Origin of the sequence: Methanocaldococcus fervens AG86, assembly GCF_000023985.1 — an archaeon.
In the GTDB taxonomy this organism is placed as follows: domain Archaea; phylum AGJL01; class Methanococci; order Methanococcales; family Methanocaldococcaceae; genus Methanocaldococcus; species Methanocaldococcus fervens.
The window spans coordinates 1,367,760-1,391,038 of record NC_013156.1; the positions used below are offsets into that span (position 1 = coordinate 1,367,760).

21 protein-coding genes and 1 pseudogene are annotated in these 23,279 nt (G+C 31.0%); 14 read left to right on the forward strand and 8 right to left on the reverse strand.

Features of this window, described 5'->3' with window-relative positions; all coding sequences use genetic code 11:
- Both MEFER_RS07380 and MEFER_RS07385 read right to left on the reverse strand, forming a co-directional pair.
- Positions 1-648 carry a DUF2100 domain-containing protein gene (locus MEFER_RS07380; protein ID WP_015791994.1) on the reverse strand — a complete coding sequence of 216 codons (648 nt, stop codon included), beginning with the start codon at positions 646-648 and terminating at the stop codon, positions 1-3.
- Positions 645-1,913 (reverse strand): ornithine cyclodeaminase, encoded by a 1,269-nt coding sequence (locus MEFER_RS07385; protein ID WP_015791995.1) that lies wholly within the window; start codon positions 1,911-1,913, stop codon positions 645-647. The genes MEFER_RS07380 and MEFER_RS07385 overlap by 4 nt, the downstream gene beginning before the upstream one ends.
- A 139-nt stretch (positions 1,914-2,052) precedes the next feature.
- Between MEFER_RS07385 and MEFER_RS07390 the strand changes: the two genes are divergently transcribed.
- A complete protein-coding gene (locus tag MEFER_RS07390; protein WP_015791996.1) occupies positions 2,053-2,367 on the forward strand; it encodes a hypothetical protein in 315 nt (104 codons plus the stop codon).
- Here the strand turns inward: MEFER_RS07390 and MEFER_RS07395 are convergent.
- Complete coding sequence (locus MEFER_RS07395) at positions 2,364-3,659, reverse strand: pyridoxal phosphate-dependent aminotransferase (protein ID WP_015791997.1); 1,296 nt, start codon at positions 3,657-3,659, stop codon at positions 2,364-2,366. The genes MEFER_RS07390 and MEFER_RS07395 overlap by 4 nt on opposite strands.
- A gap of 171 nt (positions 3,660-3,830) precedes the next feature.
- Here MEFER_RS07395 and ttuA point away from each other — a divergent pair, with 171 nt between their 5' ends.
- Positions 3,831-4,721 carry a tRNA-5-methyluridine(54) 2-sulfurtransferase gene (ttuA, locus tag MEFER_RS07400; protein ID WP_015791998.1) on the forward strand — a complete coding sequence of 297 codons (891 nt, stop codon included), beginning with the start codon at positions 3,831-3,833 and terminating at the stop codon, positions 4,719-4,721.
- On the opposite strand, the gene MEFER_RS07405 is transcribed toward ttuA, so the two are convergent.
- The 3 genes from MEFER_RS07405 to MEFER_RS07415 form a co-directional block, all read right to left on the reverse strand.
- Complete coding sequence (locus MEFER_RS07405; RefSeq protein ID WP_015791999.1) at positions 4,722-5,405, reverse strand: TrmJ/YjtD family RNA methyltransferase; 684 nt, start codon at positions 5,403-5,405, stop codon at positions 4,722-4,724.
- Between the two features lie 222 nt (positions 5,406-5,627).
- A complete protein-coding gene (locus MEFER_RS07410) occupies positions 5,628-6,017 on the reverse strand; it encodes a hypothetical protein (RefSeq protein ID WP_015792000.1) in 390 nt (129 codons plus the stop codon).
- Positions 6,018-6,032: 15 nt separating this feature from the next.
- Entirely contained in the window at positions 6,033-7,409 is a 1,377-nt protein-coding gene (locus tag MEFER_RS07415) for a hypothetical protein (RefSeq protein WP_015792001.1), read from the reverse strand.
- A gap of 83 nt (positions 7,410-7,492) precedes the next feature.
- On the opposite strand from MEFER_RS07415, the gene MEFER_RS07420 reads away from it, so the two are divergent.
- The 7 genes and pseudogenes from MEFER_RS07420 to MEFER_RS07440 all read left to right on the forward strand — a co-directional run bounded on the left by MEFER_RS07420 (position 7,493) and on the right by MEFER_RS07440 (position 17,069).
- Positions 7,493-8,113: an MBL fold metallo-hydrolase gene (locus MEFER_RS07420; protein WP_015792002.1), complete on the forward strand. Its 621-nt coding sequence runs from the start codon at positions 7,493-7,495 to the stop codon at positions 8,111-8,113.
- Positions 8,114-8,171: 58 nt separating this feature from the next.
- Positions 8,172-8,828 (forward strand): 2-phospho-L-lactate guanylyltransferase, encoded by a 657-nt coding sequence (gene cofC, locus MEFER_RS07425; RefSeq protein ID WP_015792003.1) that lies wholly within the window; start codon positions 8,172-8,174, stop codon positions 8,826-8,828.
- 1 nt (position 8,829) lies between these two features.
- Positions 8,830-10,692, forward strand: a complete 1,863-nt coding sequence (locus tag MEFER_RS07430) for a molybdopterin biosynthesis protein (RefSeq protein WP_015792004.1) — start codon at positions 8,830-8,832, stop codon at positions 10,690-10,692.
- Positions 10,680-15,623 (forward strand): DNA polymerase domain-containing protein, encoded by a 4,944-nt coding sequence (locus MEFER_RS07435; RefSeq protein WP_015792005.1) that lies wholly within the window; start codon positions 10,680-10,682, stop codon positions 15,621-15,623. The genes MEFER_RS07430 and MEFER_RS07435 overlap by 13 nt, the downstream gene beginning before the upstream one ends.
- 388 nt (positions 15,624-16,011) lie before the next feature.
- Complete coding sequence (locus MEFER_RS08370) at positions 16,012-16,176, forward strand: hypothetical protein (RefSeq protein WP_015792006.1); 165 nt, start codon at positions 16,012-16,014, stop codon at positions 16,174-16,176.
- A 20-nt stretch (positions 16,177-16,196) separates the two neighbouring features.
- Positions 16,197-16,583 (forward strand): annotated as a pseudogene (locus tag MEFER_RS08680) (PEGA domain-containing protein); the annotation flags it as partial.
- 99 nt (positions 16,584-16,682) lie between these two features.
- Positions 16,683-17,069, forward strand: a complete 387-nt coding sequence (locus MEFER_RS07440; protein ID WP_052294370.1) for a DUF4352 domain-containing protein — start codon at positions 16,683-16,685, stop codon at positions 17,067-17,069.
- Between the two features lie 34 nt (positions 17,070-17,103).
- Here the strand turns inward: MEFER_RS07440 and argF are convergent, their stop codons facing one another.
- On the reverse strand, positions 17,104-18,024 hold the full coding sequence (gene argF / locus MEFER_RS07445) for an ornithine carbamoyltransferase (protein WP_015792007.1): 921 nt from the start codon (positions 18,022-18,024) through the stop codon (positions 17,104-17,106).
- Positions 18,025-18,113: 89 nt separating this feature from the next.
- On the opposite strand from argF, the gene MEFER_RS07450 reads away from it, so the two are divergent.
- From MEFER_RS07450 to MEFER_RS07470, 5 genes are all read left to right on the forward strand, one after another.
- Positions 18,114-18,704: a class I SAM-dependent methyltransferase gene (locus MEFER_RS07450; RefSeq protein WP_015792008.1), complete on the forward strand. Its 591-nt coding sequence runs from the start codon at positions 18,114-18,116 to the stop codon at positions 18,702-18,704.
- Positions 18,705-18,719: 15 nt separating this feature from the next.
- Entirely contained in the window at positions 18,720-19,730 is a 1,011-nt protein-coding gene (gene trm5b, locus MEFER_RS07455; RefSeq protein ID WP_015792009.1) for a tRNA (guanine(37)-N1)-methyltransferase Trm5b, read from the forward strand.
- A gap of 18 nt (positions 19,731-19,748) precedes the next feature.
- On the forward strand, positions 19,749-21,215 hold the full coding sequence (locus MEFER_RS07460) for a replication factor C large subunit (RefSeq protein ID WP_015792010.1): 1,467 nt from the start codon (positions 19,749-19,751) through the stop codon (positions 21,213-21,215).
- Between the two features lie 69 nt (positions 21,216-21,284).
- On the forward strand, positions 21,285-21,602 hold the full coding sequence (locus MEFER_RS07465; protein WP_015792011.1) for a hypothetical protein: 318 nt from the start codon (positions 21,285-21,287) through the stop codon (positions 21,600-21,602).
- 9 nt (positions 21,603-21,611) lie between these two features.
- A complete protein-coding gene (locus tag MEFER_RS07470) occupies positions 21,612-22,019 on the forward strand; it encodes a hypothetical protein (protein WP_015792012.1) in 408 nt (135 codons plus the stop codon).
- On the opposite strand, the gene dadD is transcribed toward MEFER_RS07470, so the two are convergent.
- On the reverse strand, positions 22,016-23,278 hold the full coding sequence (gene dadD, locus MEFER_RS07475) for a multifunctional 5'-deoxyadenosine/S-adenosyl-L-homocysteine/5'-methylthioadenosine deaminase (protein WP_015792013.1): 1,263 nt from the start codon (positions 23,276-23,278) through the stop codon (positions 22,016-22,018). The two genes, MEFER_RS07470 and dadD, sit on opposite strands and share 4 nt — an antisense overlap.
- Position 23,279 lies beyond the last annotated feature (1 nt).

Below are 23,279 nucleotides of genomic sequence, written 5' to 3' on the forward strand. Positions count from 1 at the left end.
TTAACTTAAAATTTCGTCTGCATTTAATTTTTCAGCGTTGTAAAGTTGCTTAGCCCTTAAGTATAAAAGCTCATCCTTATCATCCTCAACAACAACAAAAATTTTTTCTGGATTATATTTATTTATAAATCTCTCAACATTTTTTCTTGCTATCTCAACTTTTTTCTTTAATCCCTCTAAAGCCTTTTCTGGAATTCCTATGGCTTTCATGTCTTCAATATCTAACATTCCCTCAGTGCAAACAACCTTTAAATTAGGATTTTTGTTTTTAAGTTTTTTAAATAATTTTTTATTTGAAACAATGTATAGGGCGTTTTCACTAATCTCTTTTTCTTCAAATTCAAACCCAAAGTTAGCTAAAAGCCTATTTAAATGTTCTTGGCATTTTATAATTAATTTACAAAATTCTTTTGCCTCTTCTTCATTCAATTCATGTTTTGGAGCTTTTTTATATAAAAAGTCATCTGCCTCAATCAACAAATAAACTGCCTTTTTAAATTCATTAATATCTATCTTTCCAGGTTTTGCATCTCTATAGGATATTTTTTTCTTTCCTTCAGTTTTTTCTACCTTTACTTTAGCTTTTTTTAGTTGAGATATTGTTGAGATTCCCTTTCTAATTAATTCTTTTGAGTATTCAACTCTCATTCTCTTCCCTCATCTTTTTTATTCTCTTTCTCCAATTTTTCCAACTCCTCAACCAACATTGGTAGGAAAACTCCAACGTCTGTAACTATACCTAAAGCCTGAGAAGTTCCTCTATCCATTAACTTTGTTACAACCGCCTGATTTATATCAACGCAGATTGTTTTAACCCACGAAGGTAGTAAATTACCTGTAGCTATTGAGTGTAGCATAGTGGAGAGCATTAAAACCATGTCTTTTCCTTTTAAAAGCTCTCTCATCATTTCCTGAGCTTTAACAACGTCTGTAATAACATCTGGTAAAGGACCGTCATCTCTTATACTTCCAGCTAATACATAAGGCACATTGTTTTTTATACACTCATACATAACCCCTTCCTTTAAAATCCCCTGCTCTACAGCATTTTTTATACTTCCTGCCCTCATTATTGTATTTATAGCCCTTAAATGATGGCTGTGCCCCCCTGGAACACTCTTTCCAGTTTTTAAATCAACTCCCAATGATGTTCCATACAAAACACTCTCTATATCGTGAGTAGCTAATGCGTTTCCAGCAAATAATGCCTGAACATAACCCATTCTGATGAGCTTAGCTAAAGCCCACCCAGCTCCTGTGTGAATTACAGCAGGACCTGCAACAACAACAATTCCTCCATTCCCAGTCTTTCTATATTTCTCCCTAACTTCATACATTTCTTTAGCTATTTTTCTAATAATTGTTTCCTTTGGCTTTTCTGATGAAGCATCAGATTTCATAAACTCAAATAATCCCCCAGATTCCCTTGGTTTTTCTGGTGGAATAACTCTAACTCCTTTATGCCCTACAACAACTAAATCTCCTTTTTTGATATTTCTAATTGTTTTTACCTCTGCCCTCATTTCATCTGGGTAGACAACAATAGCTCCATCCATTTTTTGATTCTCCACTTCTATCCACTTACCTTTAAATTTAATAAAGGTTTTATGGTTTGTTGTTGAATAAAACCCTTCTGGTAGAACCATATCTTTCTCTGCTGGCTGTAGTTCAACCTCTTCAATCTCAGGAATCTCAGCCCCTAAGTCTCTCAACTCAGATAATATTTCATCTACATGCCTCTCATCTTTTCCAATAACCAAAATCTTTGCATAACTTGGATCTGTCTTCCTTTTCCCAATTTCAAACTCTAAAACTTTGTAATCCCCACCCATATCTAAGATTTTATCAAAAACCCTTGGTAAGATTAGGCTATCTATAATATGTCCTCTTAATTCAATTTCTCTCATAAACATGACAATCCCTCACAATAAGTGTTTAGAATTATACTTTTTAAGGGATGTATTTAACAGTTATGTATCTATCAAAATCTTTTTATACTATTTTATACTGTCTATTTAAACCAATTTTATCAATAATTTAAAGAGGGATAATTTGAATACACTAAGATTTAAAAAAGATAAAGCAATAAAAATAAGTGAGGAGTTGTTTCCGGATGAGTTATGTGAGAGATGTGGAAGATGTTGCATTTTACATGCTTACAAAACAGAAAATGGAGTAGAAACAATATACTGTGAGCATTTAGACCCAAAAACAAAGCTGTGTAAAGTTTATAAGGATAGGTTTAAACATGGATGCTTAACAGTAATGGAAGGAATTTTAGCCGGTGTTTTTCCAAAAGACTGTCCCTATGTGAAAAATTTAAAAAATTATGAAGAGCCTGGATTTTATAGGTATTTGAGAGATTAATGCAAAAATTCCTCTATTTTTTCAGCTAATGTATCGAATATCCATTCAAATTTATTATCATCTCTTTCCAATAAGGTAACCCTAAACCCGTTAAGTTGGGAGCAGAATGATGTTAAAGGCACTACACAAATTCCAGTTGAAGCTAATAAGTAATAAACAAACTTCTTGTCGATAGTTGCATTTTTTATTTGGTTATCTATAAATTCTTTCAATTTATCATTTTCAATTTTTATTGAGTTATTTCCATTCAAATAACTGTCTTCAAACACAACAGACATATAAAATGCTCCATTGGCTTTATTTGCTACAACTCCCTCCAAATCCTTTAATTTTTTGTAGGCAGTGTTAGACCTCTTTTCAAAAAACTTATTCCTCTCATTTAAGTATTTTTTATAATTTCTATGCCCCATAATTCTTGGAATAGCCATTTGAGGCAAAGTGGTGGAGCAAACTTCTATCAACTTGGCTTTGTAAATGCTTTCAACATATTTTTTAAATTCTTCATCCTTATCAGCGTTATAAACTTCAATCCATCCACATCTTGCCCCAGGCCATGGAATTTCTTTAGATATTCCTTTCAACGATAAACCACAAACGTCATCTATTACCTCACAAAGTAAATGCTGTTTCTTTCCATTGTAAACTAAATTGCAATATATTTCATCACAAATAATGAACAAATCGTATTCATTAGCTAAATCAACGATCTCATTCAATATCTTTTTTGGATAAACAGCTCCTGTAGGGTTGTCGGGATTTATTATTAGAATTCCGCTAACTGCTGGATTATATTTAATCCTCTTCTCCAAATCATCAATATCTGGATACCAATAGTTGTAAGGATCTAAAAAGTATGTTACTGGTGGGGAACCTGCATGAGATGCCTCTGCAGAAGAATGAGTTGAGTAGGAAGGAGATGGATTTATAACTCTAACTTGCCTTTTCAACAAACCATAAATCTTTGCTATGGCATCTCCCAATCCATTAAAAAATATGATATCCTCAGCTGTTATTTGAGCACCTCCTCTTTTATTTGTTTGCTCAGCTAAAAACTCTCGTGTTTCTAACAAACCTTTAGTAGGGCAGTAAGCATAAGAACAGTCGTTTTTAACAATCTCAGCTATAATATCCTTGATCCAATCTGGAATTTTTTCTCCCTTAGCTACTGGGTCTCCTATGTTTTCCCATGTAATGTTTACTCCAAACTCTTCTACCTTTTTAGCAATATCAACAATCTCTCTAATCTCATAGCTCAATTCCTTAGCTCCTACATCTATTATGGGATTCCTCATGTTTTCATCTCAAAATAGAACTCCATTTTTTATAAAACTCATGCGTAATTTACCATTATTTTATGTGATATATAAATTTTACTATTAAAATAGAGTTCTATTTTTTTATATACTTTAAGTATTATATAGCCTAAAAAACAAATGTCTTATAGCAAAATTATCGGTGAAAACATGGCTAAGTGTAAATTTTGTGATAAAGAAAACTACATAAAATTAAAATCACCAAACATGTATTTGTGTAAAGAGTATTTTGTTGAATACTTTGAAAATAGGGTTAAAAAATCTATAGAAAAATATAAAATGCTAAATAAGGATGAGAAGATTTTAGTAGCAGTCTCTGGTGGGAAGGATGGGCATGCAGCAGCATGGGTTTTAAAAAAACTTGGGTATAATATTGAGTTATTCCACATAAATTTGGGAATTAAGGATTTTTCTGAAATTTCTTTAGAAACTGTTAAAAAATTGGCTGAAAAGTTAGAAGTTCCTTTGCATGTAGTTAATTTAAAGGATATTACTGGAAAGACTATGGAAGATGTTAGAGGAAAGAAATGCTCCATCTGTGGAACAACTAAGAGGTATTTAATGAACAAATTTGGTTATGAAAATGGATTTGACGTAATAGTTACGGGGCATAATTTAGATGATGAAGTTTCTTTTATCCTAAACAATATTTTAAATTGGAATATTAGATACTTGGCTAAGCATGAGCCGGTTCTTCCAGCACACGATAAATTTTTAAAAAAGGTTAAAATATTCTTTGAGATTGAGGAGGAGTTAATTTTAAAGTATGCTGAGGCAGAGGGGATACCATTTACAACTGCTAAATGTAGATTTGCAGAGAAGGCAATAACTTTAAAGCATAGGGCTTATTTCAATGAGTTAGAGAAAGAGAGGCCAAATATTAAATATCAATTCCTATCTGGATATATGAAAAATAGGCATCTATTTAAAGTTGAGGATGAGAATTTCCAATTTAGGGAGTGTGAAGTTTGTGGAATGACATCTGCTGGAAGAATTTGCTCATTCTGTAGAGTTTGGAAGCTTTATAAGAAAAAGAAATGATTATTTAAATGCACTCATCAAAGTCCATGCCTCTTTCCCACTTATAAAAGCTCTATTAACTAATCTCTTAAATATAATCTTGCAGAGTTCTTTTTTATGCTCAGGAATTTTTTTATTTCTGTCAATAAATTCGTTAAACTTTTTTATTAAAAGCTCTTTATCTTCTTTTGATGCTTCCCTCATATTAATATCTAAAAATTTATTTTCAACCTTTTTTGCATATATTTCATATAAAATAACTGCAACAGCATGAGAAAGGTTCATAATAGGGTATTTCTCAGATGTTGGTATAGAAACCAATAAATCACATTTATCTATATCCTCATTTCTCAGACCATCATCCTCTCTACCAAAAACAATGCCTATTTTTCCTTTAACTTCTAATATTTTATCTGCCAATTCCTTTGGCGTTATTGGGACTCTTTTTAAATTCCTATCACCACCTCTTGCTCCTGAAGTGGCTATAACAAAATCTAAATCCTTTATAGCTTCATCAAAGCTATTATAAAATTTGGCATTATCTAAAATTTCTCTTGCATGAACCGCCATCATATAAGCCTCATTATTTATTATACTTTTATCTCCAACTATTCTAAGCTCTTCAAATCCAAAATTCATCATAACCCTTGCTATACTACCAACATTTCCACTGTATTTTGGATTAACTAAAACGACAGAAATCATTATTATCACGTTGAAACTTTAGTAGCAACCTTTTGTAAAAGGTTGATCAAAACGGATGCATTGCCTCGCTATGCTCGGCAATGCCTCTTAGTTAAAGTGGGGCTGAACGTAGTGAAGCCCCCGCTCTGGGTATCCCAATAGGGCGAAGCCCTATGGTAAGGAAGGGCTTTCAGCCCCTCATAATGTCTCTTTTTTGTAAGTATGGTTTGTAGTAGTTTATGTTTATTTAGATTCTCCGTTATCTTTCTTTTTCTTTAATTTATAATAATGATACTCAACCGTCTTCAAATTAATTCCAGTTATTTCAGCAATTTCTTTTGGTTTTTTGTCTAAGTGTTTTTTTATAATCTTATCTACATTTGTAGGTCTTCCAGTTTTTGGCTCTATTGGGATAACTTCAACATCAACTCCTTCTAAAGCCTTTATAATCTTTTTTGAGCTCCTCTTGTACTTTGATTTTGGTAGATATATCTTCTTAGGTTCACAGTTTTCCAATAACGCTATTGCTACATCCCTATCTAACTCTAAATTTATATAAACCTCATCCTCTGTATCGCAGCTTTTAATTTTTTCAATCAATTCCTCCTTAGTTTTAGCCCTTAATTTCTTCATACAATCCCTTAAGCTTTAGCGTATTATTTCTATTTTAGAGATTGTAATATTTATTAAATCCTTTGGAGAATCTCTAATATCATCACATTTAACAATTAAATTATAAGTTTTTTCTTTTTCTTTAGTTTCTTCAAAGAGTTCGATTAATGTGGAGTTTTTATATAAGACGGTTTCATTTTTTATATCAATTAATTCAACGTTATCATCTTTTGACTTTATTGCTATGTAGTAATATCCTGGCTCTGGAAACGTTATAGACATTGGTATTACATTTATATCCTCCGATATTTCATCTACTTGAAATTTTATTAAAAACTTTAAAACCTCTACGGTATTCCTTGTTAATCCGTTATTATCCTTTCCGACTACATTTGTTGATACACCTACACTTGGCTGGCTTGTTAATCTTTTATCATCTTCTATTTCATTCATATCTTTTGTTGATATATTTATAATTGGTTCACTACTGTTTAAACTGGTATTCGTGCTTTTTATTATATTACCATTTGATTCTTCATTTAATGTCAAAAACAATCCAAACATAAGAACTAAAATTAATATGAGCAATAATGAAACACCTCTAATAATATTTAATTCAATTTTAGGTAGTTTTTTATCATCTTCATCTTCAGATATTTCTTCGCTCTCATTCCTTTTTAATACCGGTTCTAATTTGACAATTTCATCATCCACTGGCTTTTCGTCAAAAGATACAATGAGAAGAGGAGAGTTTTTATCTAAATTTAGCTTGTTTTTTATGTTATTTCTTATCTTATTAATGTTTTCTTTGTTAGATACTATATCATTTACAATCTCTAAAATTTTATATTTAAATGGCTTAGCCATTAGTTTATTGTTCTCCTCTTTAAGTTTGAACAGCTTTCCATCGAGGTTATTACTACAGGCGATGATAGTTCTTGGCTCTTCTATTAATTTAAATTTTATAAATTTTTCCCAATCTTCCAAATTGTAGTTTTTATTTAAATCAAATGGGCAATATAGACGATAATTTTTATCTATAACAAAAATAGGGGAGTTTCCTAAAGAAAATAACATTAAATTCCCATTTTTATAAACTCCTCCAGAAATAGATAAATTTAAATTATCGTATTCAATTTTTTTCTGTTTTATAAATTTTTTTATATTTTTAAGGGCTTCATGGAACCCCACTTCTATAAGATTTTTTAAATTGGTTATGTACCTATTATTATAAACTTCATTACAAAACGTCCTTGAGAAAATCTCGGATATCTTAAACCCATACCTTAGTGCGTTTGGCTCATCACATATAACAAAAACAAGGAAATCTTCATCTTTATCTAATATATAGTAGGAGTACTCACTATAATTATTGTCGAGCAAATACCCACTTGAAACAGAAAAGATAATCATGACATCACCAAAATTAAATTAGTGGTTTAATTACTTAAGTTTTTGATAATATTTGATATTTATATTTTTAGTTTGGTGATAATATGATTTTAAAGCTTAATGGATATGGTTATAGCTCAAACTCCTATCTAATAGTTGGGAAGAAAAATATGTTAGTGGATCCTGGAGCTTCTGGGACGTTTAACATATTAATGGAGGAATTAGAAAGGAATAAGATAAAAAATATTGATTTAATAATAAACACTCACTGCCATTACGACCACTCATCGGCAGATTATTTGGTTGAGGAGTATTTTAACTGTCCAACCCTAATTGAGGATAAAGAAGTTAAGCATTTAAAGAATGGGGATGAGGTTACAGTATCGGCATTGTTTGGAGCTAAGCTAAACCCGCCAAAGGAGATAATTTCACTCTCAGAAATTGAGGAAGAGCTAAAAGATTATGGTTTAGAGGTTATAAGAACTCCTGGACATACTTATGGTTCTATTTCAATAATCTATGAAAATAATTTGATAACTGGAGATACAATCTTTGCCTATGGGGTTGGTAGGTGGGATTTACCTACAGGAAATGTTATAGAGCTGAGAAATTCAATAAATATGTTGGAGAGAATAGCAAATGAGAGAAATGTAGATAGATTATACCCTGGACATGGAGATATTGGAGATAGAATGGCTTTTAGCTATGCAAAACTCTTTATATAAACCAGTTTTAACTAAAATAATCCAGAAAATAATCTTAAATAATTAAAACAGTGATATAATGAAAGTAATAATCCCAGTATCACCAATAAACTCATTAAAAACGAGGTTATCAGAATTTTTAAGCAGTGAAGAGAGGAAGAATTTACTGTTAAATATGCTTAGGGATATAAAAAAAGCTTTAGAAGGATTGGATGTTGTTGTTGTGAGTAGAGATGATGAGATATTAGATTTTGCCAAATATGAATTAAAGGCAGAAATTGTTAAGGAAAAATACAAAGGGCTTAATAATGCAATAAAACAGGCGTTTGATGAAATAGATGATGAAGAAGTTATCATCATTCCAGCAGATATTCCATTAATTAAGAAGAAACATATTGAGGATATTTTAAAGCTTTCTAAGGATTATGATTTGATTATTGCCTCTTCAAGAGGAGGAGGAACTAATCTATTATATTTAAAGTCAAAAAATTTGATTGAATTGAGATATGAGGGATTTAGTTTTTTAAAACACTTAGAAGAGGCAGAGAAGAGAAATTTGAGGTATTATATTTACGATTCGTTTTTAATTTCTGTTGATATCAATACACCAGAAGATTTAGGAGAGATATTTATTCATGGAGACAATACATATACAAAAAACTATCTAAAGGGCTTAGGTATTGAGGTAGAGCCAAAGCACTCATCAGCTGGAAGATTTGTAGTAAAGAGGAGATAATATGGTTAGATATTTGACATTACACAGCATTGAGGAAGTAAAATCAATAATAAATGAGCATTTGGAAAAATTAAAAAATGAAGTTGAAGAAGTTGATTTATTTAATGCAGTTGGAAGGGTTTTAACTGAGGATATTTTTTCTAACGTAGATGTTCCACCTTACGATAGGGCGAAGATGGATGGCTATGCAGTTAAAGCAGAAGACACCTATGAGGCAGATGAAGATAATCCAGTAGAGCTAAAAATTATAGGTAGCTTAAAAGCTGGTGAGGTTAAAGATTTGGAAATAAATAATGGAGAATGTGTAGAGATAGCCACTGGGGCGATGATTCCAAAAGGAGCTAACGCTGTAGTGATGGTTGAATACACTGAAAGAGAAGGAGATAAAGTTAAGATATACAAAGCCGTTCCTCCAATGGAGAATATTCAATTCACTGGCTCAGATATAATGGCTGGAGAACTCGTTTTGAGAAAAAATACAAAATTAACTCCAAGGGATGTTGGGGTTTTAGCTGCAATTGGGAAGAGTAGAGTTAAGGTCTATAAAAAGTTAAAATTTGGAATAATATCTACTGGAAATGAGCTTATAAGCCCAGAAGAGCCATTGGAATTTGGAAAAATATATGATATAAATTCCTATGCTTTAGCTTCATATATAAAAAATCTCGGCTACGATTTTGAATTCTTTGGAATAGCTAAAGATGATAAAGAGGATTTGAAGGAAAAGATTAAAAAGGCTTTAAAATGCGATATAATTTTGTTAAGTGGAGGTACTTCTGCAGGTGTTGGGGATTTAACTGAAACTGCAATAAAAGAGCTCGGTGGGGAAATCTTAGTTCATGGAATAAAGATAAAGCCAGGAAAACCAACAATAGTTGGAAAAATAAAAGATAAATTAGTTGTAGGATTGCCAGGTTATCCAACCTCCTGCTTAACAATATTTGATGTGTTCTTTGGAGATGAAAAAAATGTTGTAAAGGCAATGTTTCCGCAGAGGTATATTTCAGCTAAAGGAAGGGTAGAGTATTTGCCAGTTATTTTGGTTAAGCATAAAAATGGCTATTCTGCCTATCCAATAACTAAAGGGAGTGGGGCTATAACCTCTTTATCAGAGGCAGATGGATATATAGTTATTGAAGAAAATAAGGAAATTTTAGAAAATGAAGAGGTGGAGGTTCATTTATTTGGAGATGTTAAAGTTGGATTAAATATTATTGGTAGCCATTGCATTGGTGTGGATATAATTTTAAAAGAGGCCAAATTGTTGGCAAAAACTATAAATGTTGGTTCTTTAGGTGGATTATTGGAAATAAAAAGAGGAGAGGCAGATATTGCAGGAATACACTTATTGGATGAGAAAACAAACACCTACAATATTCCATTTTTAGAAAGATATATGGTTAAAGACGCTTTATTAATTAGAGGTTATATTAGAGAGCAAGGATTTATGTTTAGGAAGGAATTGGAGTTCAATTCAATTGAAGATATTGTAAAAAATATTTATAACTTGGAGTTCATAAATAGAAATAAAGGCTCTGGAACGAGGATACTGTTTGATAAATTCTTAAAGGATAATAAGATTAATCCAAAAGACATTAAAGGCTATAACATAGAGGCAAAGACACACTCAGCAGTTGCTGCAGCTGTAGTGATGAAAAAGGCAGATATTGGTTTAGGGATAAGGAATGTTGCAGAGCAGTATGGTTTAGAATTTATCCCATTGGCCGATGAACATTATGATTTTTTAATTAGAAAGGAGAGATTTAATGATGAGGATGTCCAAAAGTTTATTGACGCATTAAAAAAGGCTAAATTGCCGTTTAAAAAGCCTGAAAACTGTGGGGATGTTATATGGGAAAGTTAAACATTGATGCTTTGATAGACAACACATATAAAACCGTTGATGATAGGGCAGTTATCTGCCTCTATTTAATTAATTCTATTTTAAAAGATAGGGATTTTAAACCATATTTTTACGTTGAACTTTATGATGACAAAGTTAAAGATGAGGATATTGAGACAATAAAGGATTTTCTATTAAAAAATGGTTTATTGAGGTTTGTTGAAAATATAGAAGTTGTTAAAAAAATTATCCTTAGAAAGGAAAAGGAACTAATTAAAATTATAGCCACACATCCTCAAAAAATTCCAAAACTTAGGAAGATTAAAGAATGCCCAATAGTTAAAGAGATTTATGAGCATGACATTCCATTTGCTAAGAGGTATTTAATAGATAATGAGATAATTCCAATGACTTATTGGGATTTTGAAAATAGAAAACCTGTAAGTATAGAAATTCCTAAATTAAAAGTAGTTGCTTTTGATATGGAGGTTTATAATAGAGATACTGAGCCAGACCCTGAAAGAGACCCTATTTTAATGGCAAGTTTTTGGGATGAGAATGGCGGGAGGGTTATAACCTACAAAAAATTTAATCATCCAAATATAGAAGTAGTTGAAAACGAGAAAATATTAATTAAGAGAATCATTGAAACGTTAAGGCAATATGATATAATTTATACTTACAACGGAGATAATTTCGATTTTCCTTATTTAAAGGCAAGGGCTAAATTTTATGGCATAGATGTAGAGTTGGGAAGGGAAGGAGAGGAGTTAAAGATAAAAAGAGGGGGAATGGAGTATAGAAGCTACATCCCGGGGAGAGTTCATATAGACCTATATCCAATATCAAGAAGGTTGTTAAAATTGACAAAATACACATTAGAGGATGTAACTTACAATTTATTTGGTGTTGAAAAGCTAAAAATCCCTCATACAAAGATTGTAGAATATTGGGCAAATAACGATGAGACATTAATTGAATACTCATTACAAGATGCAAAATACACATATAGAATAGGAAATTACTTCTTCCCTTTGGAGGTTATGTTCTCAAGAATTGTTAATCAAACTCCTTTTGAAACTACAAGGATGAGTTCTGGGCAGATGGTTGAGTATCTCTTAATGAAGAAAGCATTTAAGGAAAATATGATCGTTCCAAACAAACCAGATGAAGAAGAGTATAGAAGGAGGTTATTAACAACTTATGAAGGCGGATATGTGAAAGAACCCGAGAAAGGGATGTTTGAGGATATAATAAATATGGATTTCCGCTCTTTATATCCTTCAATAATCATTTCCTATAATATAAGCCCAGATACCTTAGATTGTGAGTGTTGTAAAGATATTAGTGAAAAAATATTGGGGCATTGGTTTTGCAAAAAGAGGGAGGGGTTGATTCCAAAAACTTTGAGGAATTTGATTGAAAGAAGGATAAATATTAAAAGGAGGATGAAGGAAATGGCTAAAGCTGGGGAGATTAATGAGGAGTATAGGCTTTTAGATTATGAACAGCAATCATTGAAGATCTTGGCTAACAGCATTCTACCAGATGAATATTTGGTGGTTATTGAAGATGATAAAGTAAAAGTAACTAAAATTGGGGAATACGTAGATAACTTAATAGAAAAAAATAAAGAGAAAGTTAAGTATGAAAAGAAGAGTGAAATCTTAGAGGTTGATAATCTAAAAACCTATGCATTTAGTAAGATAGATAAAAAATGTAGGATAAGAAAAGTTAAGGCTTTAATTAGGCATCCTTACTCTGGAAAAGCATATAAGATAAAACTAAGGTCTGGTAGGTCAATAAAAGTTACAAAAGGACATGGCTTGTTTAAATATGAAAATGGAAAAATTGTAGCAGTTAAAGGAGACGAGATAAAAATTAAAGATTTAATTGTAGTTCCAAGAAAGATTCCTTATATAAATAAAGAGGTTATTATAAACATTCCAAAGGGTTTAATTGATGCAGATGAAGAGGAGATAAATGATTTAACAATTACAAAACATAAGGATAAAGAGTTTTTAGTAAAGTTGAAAAAGACTATTGAAGATATAGAAAAAAACAAATTAAATGTTGTATTTGAGGATTGCCTCAAGTATTTAGAAGACCTCGGATTGATAAGATATGAAGGCATTAAAAGGATAAATAAATTGGAGATAGATATTCCAAATAAGAGAAAACTCAGCATATATAAAAAATACATTGAAACGATTTTAGATTATGGAACATTTAGAAAAGGTAAATGTAATATCCAGTATATAAAAGTTAAAGAGTATATTCCAGATATTCCAGACAAGGAGTTTGAGGACTGTGAAATTGGAGCCTATAGTGGAAAGATAAAAGCCCTTCTAAGATTAAATGAAAACTTGGCTAAATTTTTAGGATACTTTGTAGCAAGGGGGAGATTGAAAGAGATAAAATTAAAAGGAGAAACGGTTTATGAGGCTTGCGTTTATAAATCCTTGCCAGAATATCAAGAAGAAATTGCTGAAGTATTTAAAAAGGCATTTGGAGCTGGTGCTATAGCCAGGGATAAGGTTACATTGGACAAAAAGATTGTTTATTTGGTTTTAAAATATATATTCAAATGTGGATATAAGGGCAGAAAGCATATACCTGAACAGTTGTTTTTAGCTAATGAAGAGGTTATAAAGAGCTTCTTAGATGGATTTTTAAAGGCAAAGAAAAACTCTCACAAAGGAACATCAACATTTATGGCTAAAGATGAGGAATACTTAAACCAGTTGATGCTCTTATTTAACTTGGTTGGAATCCCCACAAGATTCACTCCAGTTAAAAATAAAGGATATAAATTAACCTTAAATCCAAATTATGAGTTGGTTAAAGATTTAATGCTCGATGAAGTTAAGGAAATTGAGGAATTTGATTATAACGGCTATGTATATGATTTAAGCGTTGAAGAGGACGAAAACTTCTTAGTAAATAATATCTACGCCCATAATAGCCATTACGGGTATTTAGCTTTTCCAAGGGCGAGATTTTACAGTAAAGAGTGTGCAGAAGTTGTTACATATTTGGGGAGGAAATATATTCAACAAACAATGGATGAAGCTGAAAAATTTGGATTTAAGGTTATTTATGCTGATAGTGTTACTGAAAATACAGAAATTATAGTTAAAATAAATGGAGAAATAAAATTCATGAAAATTAAGGATTTGTTTAAAAAAGTTGATTATGCTGTTGGAGAAAAAGAATATTGCCTCTTGGATGATGTTTATGCCTTAACTTTAAATGATGATGGAAAGTTGATTTGGAAAAAAGTGCCTTATGTTATGAGGCATAGGGCAAATAAAGATATCTATAGAGTTTGGATTACCAACACTTGGTATGTGGATGTTACAGAAGACCATTCTTTAATTGGTTATTTAAATACCACTAAAAAAAGAAATGCTAAGAAGATTGGAGATAGATTTATTGAAATTAAACCAAACAACCTTGGAAAAGATGTGAAGTCATTAATAACTATAAATAACTCATTAGTTGATGATAAGCCCGTTAATAACATTAGCATTAGATTTTGGGAGTTAGTTGGGCTATTAATTGGAGATGGCAGTTGGGGAGGTAAAACAAACTCTGCAAAATATTATTTAAGGTTATCTGCCGGATTGGATAAAGATGAAATCATTAAAAAAGTATTAGAACCACTCAAAGAAATAGGAGTAATTTCAAATTACTACCTTGAAAATGAAAAAGGGGATATTAGAATTCTTAGTAAAAAATTGGTTAGGTTTATGAATAAATTCAAAGATGAAAATAATAAGAAAATAATCCCAAAATTTATGTTTAAGTTATCAAAAAGGAAAATTGAAGCGTTTTTAAGGGGCTTGTTTAGTGCTGATGGAACAGTTATAGTAAGAAGAGGTAATGCAGAAATTAGATTTACAAACACAAATGAAAATATCATTGAAAACGTGAGAAAACTTCTATATCTAGTTGGAATATCTAATAGTGTTTTTAAAGAAAATAATCCAAACAAATACAAAGGGAAGGTTTCTAAAACTTTCTCATACCACATAAATATTAAAAACAAAATAAGATTTGCCGAAAGGGTTGGATTCATATTGGATAGAAAAAATGAAAGATTGATAAATCTAAATAACAAATGGAAATCTACGATCAGAAACTATGATTTTGATATAGCAAGGGTTAAAAAAATTGAAAAAATTGACTATAACGGCTATGTCTATGATATTGAGGTTGAAGACACTCATAGGTTCTTTGCAAATGGAATTTTAGTTCACAATACTGATGGATTTTATGCCATTTGGAAAGAAAAAATTAGTAAAGAGGAGCTAATAAAAAAAGCTTTGGAGTTTGTTAATTACATAAATTCAAAACTGCCTGGTAGCATGGAGTTGGAGTTCGAAGGTTACTTCAAAAGAGGCATCTTTGTTACTAAGAAGAGATATGCGTTAATTGATGAGAATGGAAGAGTTACAGTAAAAGGGCTTGAATTTGTAAGGAGGGATTGGTCTAACATAGCAAAAATAACACAAAGAAAGGTTTTAGAGGCGTTATTGGTTGAGGGTAATATAGAAAAGGCTAAAAAGATAATTCAAGATATTATTAGAGACTTAAGGGAGAGGAAGATAAAAAAAGAGGATTTAATTATTTATACTCAACTAACAAAAGACCCTAAGGAGTATAAAACCACAGCTCCACATGTTGAGATAGCTAAGAGATTGATGAGAGAAGGTAAAAGGGTAAAGGTTGGAGATATCATTGGTTATATAATAGTTAAAGGAGCAAAGTCGATAAGCGAGAGGGCGAAGCTTCCGGAAGAGGTTGATATTGAGGATGTTGATGTAAATTATTACATAGATAACCAAATTTTACCTCCAGTTTTGAGGATTATGGAGGCAGTTGGTGTCTCAAAAAATGAATTAAAAAAAGAAGGAGCTCAATTAACTTTAGATAAGTTTTTTAAATAAAAATTAAATAAAAATATTAATAAATTAAAAAATAGAATTTTATTAAAAACTTGTCTCTATTATTTATTGTAATCTTCTCTTAGTGAGTTTTTCTGATTTTAATTATTTTGCTTTTAGTTTTTATTTTTTCATCTATCTTATTTATTGCTGATAATTTTTTCTGTTTTGGAATAAATAAAAGTAATTTTTATTTAATAACGAGTTTTGAATTTCAAATAATGTTTTTTCATTAGCAAAGATTCTCAATTAAAAATTTATGTCTATATAGCGTACATATTTTTATCCTTTTGTAGAATGCATCCATACATATTAATAACCGAAAAGATTATTAAGTCGATTGGAAAACATATTATTTAGATGCTAAAATCAAAATTGGGGTGATATTAAAATGAATCTACGGATAAGTGTAATTTTAATACCAATATTAGCTTTTGTAATATTATTTGCTGGGTGTGTTGAAGAATCTAAAGAAATTACAGTAGCTCCTTCAAATAGTACGACTAACACGATAAAAGCAGAAAATACATCAGTATCAGAAACCATAAAAATGTAAATAATAAATCCACATTAGAAATAATATCAACTCCACCAGGAGCAAAAGTTCTTATAAACAATGAGTATAAAGGAGCAACTCCTCTAAATTTAACTCTAAAAGAAGGAACTTACAATGTTAAACTTATAAAAAATAACTATAAAAAATACACAACATCAATAACAATTAAGCCAGGAGAAACAAAAACAATAGCTGTAAAACTTGAGGAAATACCTAAAACAGGCACTTTAATAATAAATTCAAATCCTTCAGAAACAGAAGTTTATATTAATGGGAGCTATAAAGGATGTACTCCGTTAAAATTAACATTAGATTCAGGTTCTTATACAATTAAAATTACAAAAGATGGCTATTATGAATATAATAAAATTATTAACCTTAATCCTGGAGAATCTATAAATATAAATGCAAATCTAAAAGAACCTTTAGGAACGTCAGAAAATCCTGCAGAAGTTGGAGATATCGTTAGGGTAAAAGATGGTTTAGGACACGTTTATGATGTAGCAGTGTTAGACTATATAAAAGGAGAAAAAGCGAATAGTTTAATAGAAAATGCAAATCCATTAAACCCTAAACCAATGAAAGATCATGAGTATCTATTAGTGAAAGTCTGGGTAAAATACATATCCGGCGAAAAATCAGGTTATATATGTTCGTATGATTTCACAGCATATAGTATTATGGATAAAAAATACGATAAACATCAACCTGCGATGGTTGTATTGCCAGACAATCTTTCTGAGTTAGATGGGGCTTATGTATTGCCAGGTGGCGAGATGGAAGGGTGGATACCATTTGAAGTTCGTAAAAATGCAGAAATTTTAATAACTTTTAATGGAATACCTTCTGGAGATACCTTAAGTGTATTAGAAGAACCACTTTGCTTTATATAAAAATAGAATAAAATTTGATGAAAATTTGATAAATTTATTTTTCATTTTCAAATATAAACTTAAATACTCCTTTTTGAACGTGCAGCCTATTTTCTGCCTCATCATAAACAACTGAATGCTCTCCATCGATAACGTCATCAGTTATCTCAAATCCTCTATTTGCTGGAAGGCAGTGCATAACAATTACATCATCTTTAGCATAATCTAATAGCTTACTATTGATTTGGAACGGTGGGAAGATTTTTAAAACCTCTTCCTTATCTTTATCATCCCCCATGCTAATCCACACATCAGTATATAACACATCTGCATCTTCAGCAGCTTCTATTGGATTGTTTGTTAAGGTTATTGAGCCCTCTCCATACTTTTCAATTATTTCTTTAGCTTTTAAAATTGTCTTAGCATTTGGTTCATAGCCTCTTGGTGTTCCAACATAAATATCCATTCCTACTAAAGCAGAACCTAAAATTAAAGAATTACAAACATTGTTTCCATCTCCTAAATAGGCTATTTTTAATCCATTTAATTTTCCTTTATATTCCTTTATTGTCATTAAATCAGCCAATATTTGGCAGGGGTGGGCTAAATCACTTAAAGCGTTGATAACAGGGACTGTTGAATACTTAGCCATCTCTTCCAAATGCCTATGTTTATAAACTCTCGCTACAATGGCATCTACATATCTACTCATAACCTTTGCAGTATCCTTTATACTCTCCTTCTTCCCTAAGTGTATTTCATCTTGATTCATTATTAACGGATGCCCGCCCAACTCATACACTGCAATATCAAAGCTCATTCTTGTTCTTGTTGAGGGTTTTTCAAACAAAATTGCTACGCTCTTCCCATCCAATATTCTTTCATGTTTTCTTCTGTTTTTTTTGAAATATAGTCCATATTCAATAATTTTTAATACATCTTCTCTACTTAACACATCCAAATCTAAGAGATGCATTATATCACCTTAAACATAGATAATCAATTTTTATAGTTAAGAGTATTATTTTAATTTAACCATCAATTATAAACATTACTGGTGATAAAATGCATTATTTTTCTGAAAAGCCAACAGCTAAATCTGATATAAAAATTGTTGAAGATATATTAAGAGGAAAAAAATTAAAATTTAAGACAGATGCGGGAGTTTTCTCCCATGGAAAGGTGGATAAGGGAACTAAGATATTGGTTGAAAATGTGGTTGTTAATGAGGATGAGGATATCTTAGATTTGGGTTGTGGTTATGGGGTTATAGGCATTGCGTTAGCTGACGAGGTAAAATCAGTTACAATGGCTGATATAAATAGGAGGGCTATAAAATTAGCTAAGGAAAATATAAAATTAAATAACTTAGAAAATTATGATATTAGGGTAGTTCATAGTGATTTATATGAAAATGTTAAGGATAAGAAGTATGATAAGATTATAACAAATCCACCAATAAGGGCTGGAAAGGAAGTTTTACACAAAATTATTAAAGAAGGAAAAGAGATTTTAAAAGATGGTGGAGAGATTTGGGTGGTTATTCAAACAAAACAGGGGGCTAAGTCTTTGGCAAAATTTATGGAAGAAGTTTTTGGAAACGTTGAAACTGTCACCATAAAAGGAGGTTATAGGGTTTTAAAAAGTAAGAAATAGATTTTTGGTGATTCTATGCCATTATGCTTAAAAGTAAACAAAAAATTTGGAGAAAAAACGAGAAGAATATTGATAGAAAACAATTTATTAAATAAAGATTATAAAATAACATCTGAAGGGGATTATTTATACTTACCAATAAAAAATGTTGATGAAGAGATTTTAAAGAGTATTTTAGATGTTGAATTTGATTTAGTTGAAAAAGAGCTTAAGAAAAAAGAAATTATTAAAAAGCCAAGTTTTAGGGAAGTTGTATCAAAAAAATATAGAAAGGAAATTGATGAAGGATTAATCTCTTTATCCTATGATGTGATTGGTGATTTGGTAATTTTACAGATTTCAGATGAGGTTGATGAAAAAATAAGGAAAGAGATTGGGGAATTGGCTTATAAATTAATTCCATGCAAAGGAGTTTTTAGGAGGAAGAGTGAGGTTAAAGGAGAGTTTAGGGTTAGAGAGCTGGAGCACTTAGCAGGAGAGAACAGAACTTTAACGATTCATAAGGAAAATGGGTATAGGCTTTATGTTGATATTGCAAAGGTTTATTTCTCTCCGAGATTGGGGGGAGAGAGAGCAAGGATTATGAAAAAGGTCTCTTTGGATGATGTGGTTGTAGATATGTTTGCTGGGGTAGGGCCTTTTTCAATCGCCTGCAAAAATGCCAAAAAAATCTATGCCATAGATATAAATCCGCATGCAATAGAGCTTCTAAAAAAGAATATAAAGTTAAATAAATTAGAGCATAAGATAATACCAATATTGAGTGATGTCAGGGAGGTTGATGTTAAAGGAAATAGGGTTATAATGAATTTACCAAAATTTGCTCATGAATTCGTTGATAAAGCTTTAGACATTGTAGAAGAGGGAGGAGTTATTCACTATTATACAATTGGAAAGGATTTTGATGAGGCAATAAAATTGTTTGAGAAAAAGTGTGATTGTGAAGTTTTGGAGAAGAGGATAGTTAAGAGTTATGCACCAAGGGAATATATATTAGCTTTAGACTTTAAAATTAATAATAAATAATTGAAAATGGGATACTCTATGTTAAGTTGGGTAGAGAAGTATAGACCAAAATCACTTAAAGAAGTTGCCGGGCATGATAAGGTTAAAGAGCGATTAAAAACATGGATTGAAAGCTATCTAAGGGGGGAGAATCCAAAGCCAATTTTGTTAGTTGGTCCCCCAGGTTGTGGAAAAACAACATTAGCTTACGCTTTAGCAAATGATTATGGATTTGAAGTTATTGAATTAAATGCAAGTGATAAAAGGAACGCTTCAAGTATAAAAAAGGTTGTAGGTCATGCTGCTACATCTTCATCAGTTTTTGGGAAGAAGTTTTTAATTGTATTGGACGAGGTTGATGGAATCTCTGGAAAAGAGGATGCTGGAGGAGTTTCTGAGTTAATAAAAGTTATAAAGAAGGCAAAGAATCCAATAATATTAACTGCAAATGATGCTTATGCAACATCAATAAGGAATCTTTTACCTTACGTTGAAGTAATTCAGCTAAATCCAGTACATACAAACTCCGTCTATAAAGTTCTAAAGAAGATAGCTGAAAAAGAGGGGCTTAATGTGGATGATAAAATATTGAAGATGATAGCTCAGCATTCGGCAGGAGATTTGAGAAGTGCTATAAATGATTTAGAGGCTTTAGCTTTATCTGGGGATTTGAGCTATGAAGCAGTTCAAAAACTTCCGGATAGAAAGAGAGAGGCAAATATCTTTGATGCTTTAAGAATTATTTTAAAGACAACGCATTATGGAATAGCTACAACCGCTTTAATGAATGTTGATGAGACACCAGATGTTGTAATTGAATGGATTGCTGAAAACGTCCCAAGAGAGTATGAAAAACCTGAAGAAGTGGCAAGGGCTTTTGAATACCTGTCAAAGGCAGATAGATATTTAGGTAGAGTAATGAAAAGACAAAACTTTGGATTTTGGAAGTATGCAACAACATTAATGACTGCAGGTGTTGCCCTATCAAAGGATGAGAAGTATAGAAAATGGACGCCTTATAGTTATCCAAAGATATTTAGGTTATTGACAAAAACTAAGGCGGAGAGGGAAATATTAAAGAAAATATTGAAGAAAATTAGTGAAAAAACACATGCTTCATCAAAAAGGGCAAGATTTGATTTGCAAATGCTCAAAGTTTTGGCTAAAGAAAATCCTTCTGTAGCTGCTGATTTGGTTGATTACTTTGAAATAACAGAGGATGAACTTAAGATGTTAGTTGGGAATAAATTGGCTTCAGAAGTATTAAGAGTATTAAAAGAAAAGAAAAAATTAGAAAGAAAGAAAAAGAAGGAAGAGAAAGAAAAGAAAAAAGATGAACTTAAAAAGGAAGTTGTTGAAAAAATTAAAGAAGTTGAAGAGAAGAAAGAAGAAAAACCAAAAGTTGAAAAAACTAAAGAGAATGAAAAGAAAAAAGAGAAAAAAACTGAAAAGAAAAAGAAAGAGGAAAAAGGAAAGCAATTAACGTTAGATGCCTTCTTTAAATAAAATAGATAACTTTAAATATAACTATGAAGTAAGATTTTATTACAACTTAAAAAAATTGTGGGGATTAATATGTCAGAAGAAAAAAATGTTAAAGAGATAAAAATTGAAGTTCCTAAGGAAATTGCAGAAAAGATAGAAAAAGTAACAAACTTTTTAAATAGTTTAAAAGAAAAGAAAGAATCTGTTTCAAAAGAAAAAGTTGAAGAGATGTTAAAAGTAATAGATGAAATTAAAAATAAATTACCTAAACTTGCTGTGGATGTTGAGAAGATAGCCAAGGTTTTAGAGGGGAGTGGAAGTGAAGTTAAAATTGTGTTTGATAAGTTAACAATTGATGGAGAAGTTGGTTTAAAATTCGTTCCATTAAAGAAAGAGAAAAAAGAATAGAGTGAGATTTTGCTTAATAAGCTTAATTATCTATTTTTATTTCAGAAATTGATAAAAGAAGGGAATTTGAAAATAATAATTACCAACATTTTTTCTTTAGTTATCAATAGAGATTACGTTATATTGGATATTGAAAATATAAACCTTCTAAAGAAAATGGTAGAGGCAATTGCTCCAAAAAAGAATGAAAAAATAAAAAGTTTTTTTGAAAAGATTGATGATTTAAAAAATCTTTTATCGGAAGTTTCAAAACTAGCTGAGATTTTAGTTAAAGAAAAAAAGACAATTATTTTAAAATATCATGGAAGAGAAATTTTAATTGTCGGTTATGATGCAAGAGGGGGTTTAATATTAAAAAATATAAAAATTGTTGACAAATTAGATTTAATAAAGATGTTAAGTGAGTTTAGAGATTAACTTCTCAAAATCTCATACATCTCCTCTGCTTTTTCATAAACCTTTTCTTCATCGACAGTTAAAATTTTCCCTTCCCTCATAACAACATTTCCATCTATTATAACGTCATCTACAAAGCCGTTAAATGCATAAACTAAATGGGATGTTATATTCTCTTTTGGATATAAATATGGCTTATCCATGTTTATTAAAACAATATCTGCCAAGTATCCTTCTTTTAACTCCCCAGCTTTTATATCCAATGCCTTAGCTCCATTTTTGGTGGCAAAGTTAAACGCTTCCTCAGCTTTAACAACAGTTGGATTTAGATTAACTCCTTTATGCAAAATAGCAGATATCTTTATCTCTTCAAATAAATTTAAGTTGTTGTTGCTTCCGCATCCGTCAGTTCCTAATGTGATATTTATATTTTCATTCAAAAGCTTTGGAATTGGAGCCACTCCAGAAGCTAATTTTAAGTTGCTAATTGGGTTGTGAGAGATATTTATGTTCTTTTTTTTAATTATTTTTATTTCTTCATCAGTTAAATGCACGCAATGAGCAGCTATAACTCTAACATCATCAAAGAAACCAAATGAGTTCAAATAAATAAATGGCTCCAAGCCAGTTTTCTCCTTAACCATCTTTATTTCATCTAAGGTTTCATTCATGTGTATGTGTATTGGGACGTTATACTTTTTAGCTAAATTATTAACCTCAATTAAAAGTTCTTTAGAGCATGTATATGGAGCGTGAGGACCGAGAGCTGGTTTTATTCTGCTGTTATTTAAGTTATTTATGTAGTTTATATACTTCTCAGCATTTTTAATCTCTTTTTCCCTCTTTTCTTCATCAAACAAGTCTATCATTCCATATGCTAAAAAAGCTCTCATTCCGCTTTCATCAACTGCTTTGGCAATTCCCTCCAAGAAGAAATACATATCGTTAAATGTTGTTGTTCCACTTCTGATCATCTCAATGCATCCCAATAAAGTCCCCCAATAAACAATCTCCTCATTAAGTTTTGCCTCCATAGGCCAGATGTAGTTGTTTAGCCACTCCATTAAAGGCAAATCATCAGCAACTCCCCTAAATAATGTCATTGGTATGTGTGTGTGAGTATTTATCAATCCAGGAATAGCTATTTTCTTCTTTCCGTCTATAATTTCAGCATCTCCAATCTCTTCTCTTTTAACTTCTCCAATCTTTTTTATTTTGTTTCCTTCAATTAATATATCCTGCCTCTTTCCATTCACAAATACATCCTTTACCAATATCACT

Excerpts from the sequence above, each read along its gene's own strand:
- cofC (WP_015792003.1), top strand. The coding sequence starts at position 8,172 with ATGAAAGTAATAATCCCAGTATCACCAATAAACTCATTAAAAACGAGG.
- MEFER_RS07380 (WP_015791994.1), bottom strand. The coding sequence starts at position 648 with ATGAGAGTTGAATACTCAAAAGAATTAATTAGAAAGGGAATCTCAACA.
- MEFER_RS07415 (WP_015792001.1), bottom strand. The coding sequence starts at position 7,409 with ATGATTATCTTTTCTGTTTCAAGTGGGTATTTGCTCGACAATAATTAT.
- MEFER_RS08370 (WP_015792006.1), top strand. The coding sequence starts at position 16,012 with ATGAATCTACGGATAAGTGTAATTTTAATACCAATATTAGCTTTTGTA.
- MEFER_RS07395 (WP_015791997.1), bottom strand. The coding sequence starts at position 3,659 with ATGAGGAATCCCATAATAGATGTAGGAGCTAAGGAATTGAGCTATGAG.
- argF (WP_015792007.1), bottom strand. The coding sequence starts at position 18,024 with ATGCATCTCTTAGATTTGGATGTGTTAAGTAGAGAAGATGTATTAAAA.
- trm5b (WP_015792009.1), top strand. The coding sequence starts at position 18,720 with ATGCCATTATGCTTAAAAGTAAACAAAAAATTTGGAGAAAAAACGAGA.
- ttuA (WP_015791998.1), top strand. The coding sequence starts at position 3,831 with ATGGCTAAGTGTAAATTTTGTGATAAAGAAAACTACATAAAATTAAAA.
- MEFER_RS07460 (WP_015792010.1), top strand. The coding sequence starts at position 19,749 with ATGTTAAGTTGGGTAGAGAAGTATAGACCAAAATCACTTAAAGAAGTT.
- MEFER_RS07435 (WP_015792005.1), top strand. The coding sequence starts at position 10,680 with ATGGGAAAGTTAAACATTGATGCTTTGATAGACAACACATATAAAACC.
- MEFER_RS07465 (WP_015792011.1), top strand. The coding sequence starts at position 21,285 with ATGTCAGAAGAAAAAAATGTTAAAGAGATAAAAATTGAAGTTCCTAAG.
- MEFER_RS07430 (WP_015792004.1), top strand. The coding sequence starts at position 8,830 with ATGGTTAGATATTTGACATTACACAGCATTGAGGAAGTAAAATCAATA.
- MEFER_RS07450 (WP_015792008.1), top strand. The coding sequence starts at position 18,114 with ATGCATTATTTTTCTGAAAAGCCAACAGCTAAATCTGATATAAAAATT.
- MEFER_RS07405 (WP_015791999.1), bottom strand. The coding sequence starts at position 5,405 with ATGATTTCTGTCGTTTTAGTTAATCCAAAATACAGTGGAAATGTTGGT.
- MEFER_RS07410 (WP_015792000.1), bottom strand. The coding sequence starts at position 6,017 with ATGAAGAAATTAAGGGCTAAAACTAAGGAGGAATTGATTGAAAAAATT.
- MEFER_RS07385 (WP_015791995.1), bottom strand. The coding sequence starts at position 1,913 with ATGTTTATGAGAGAAATTGAATTAAGAGGACATATTATAGATAGCCTA.
- MEFER_RS07420 (WP_015792002.1), top strand. The coding sequence starts at position 7,493 with ATGATTTTAAAGCTTAATGGATATGGTTATAGCTCAAACTCCTATCTA.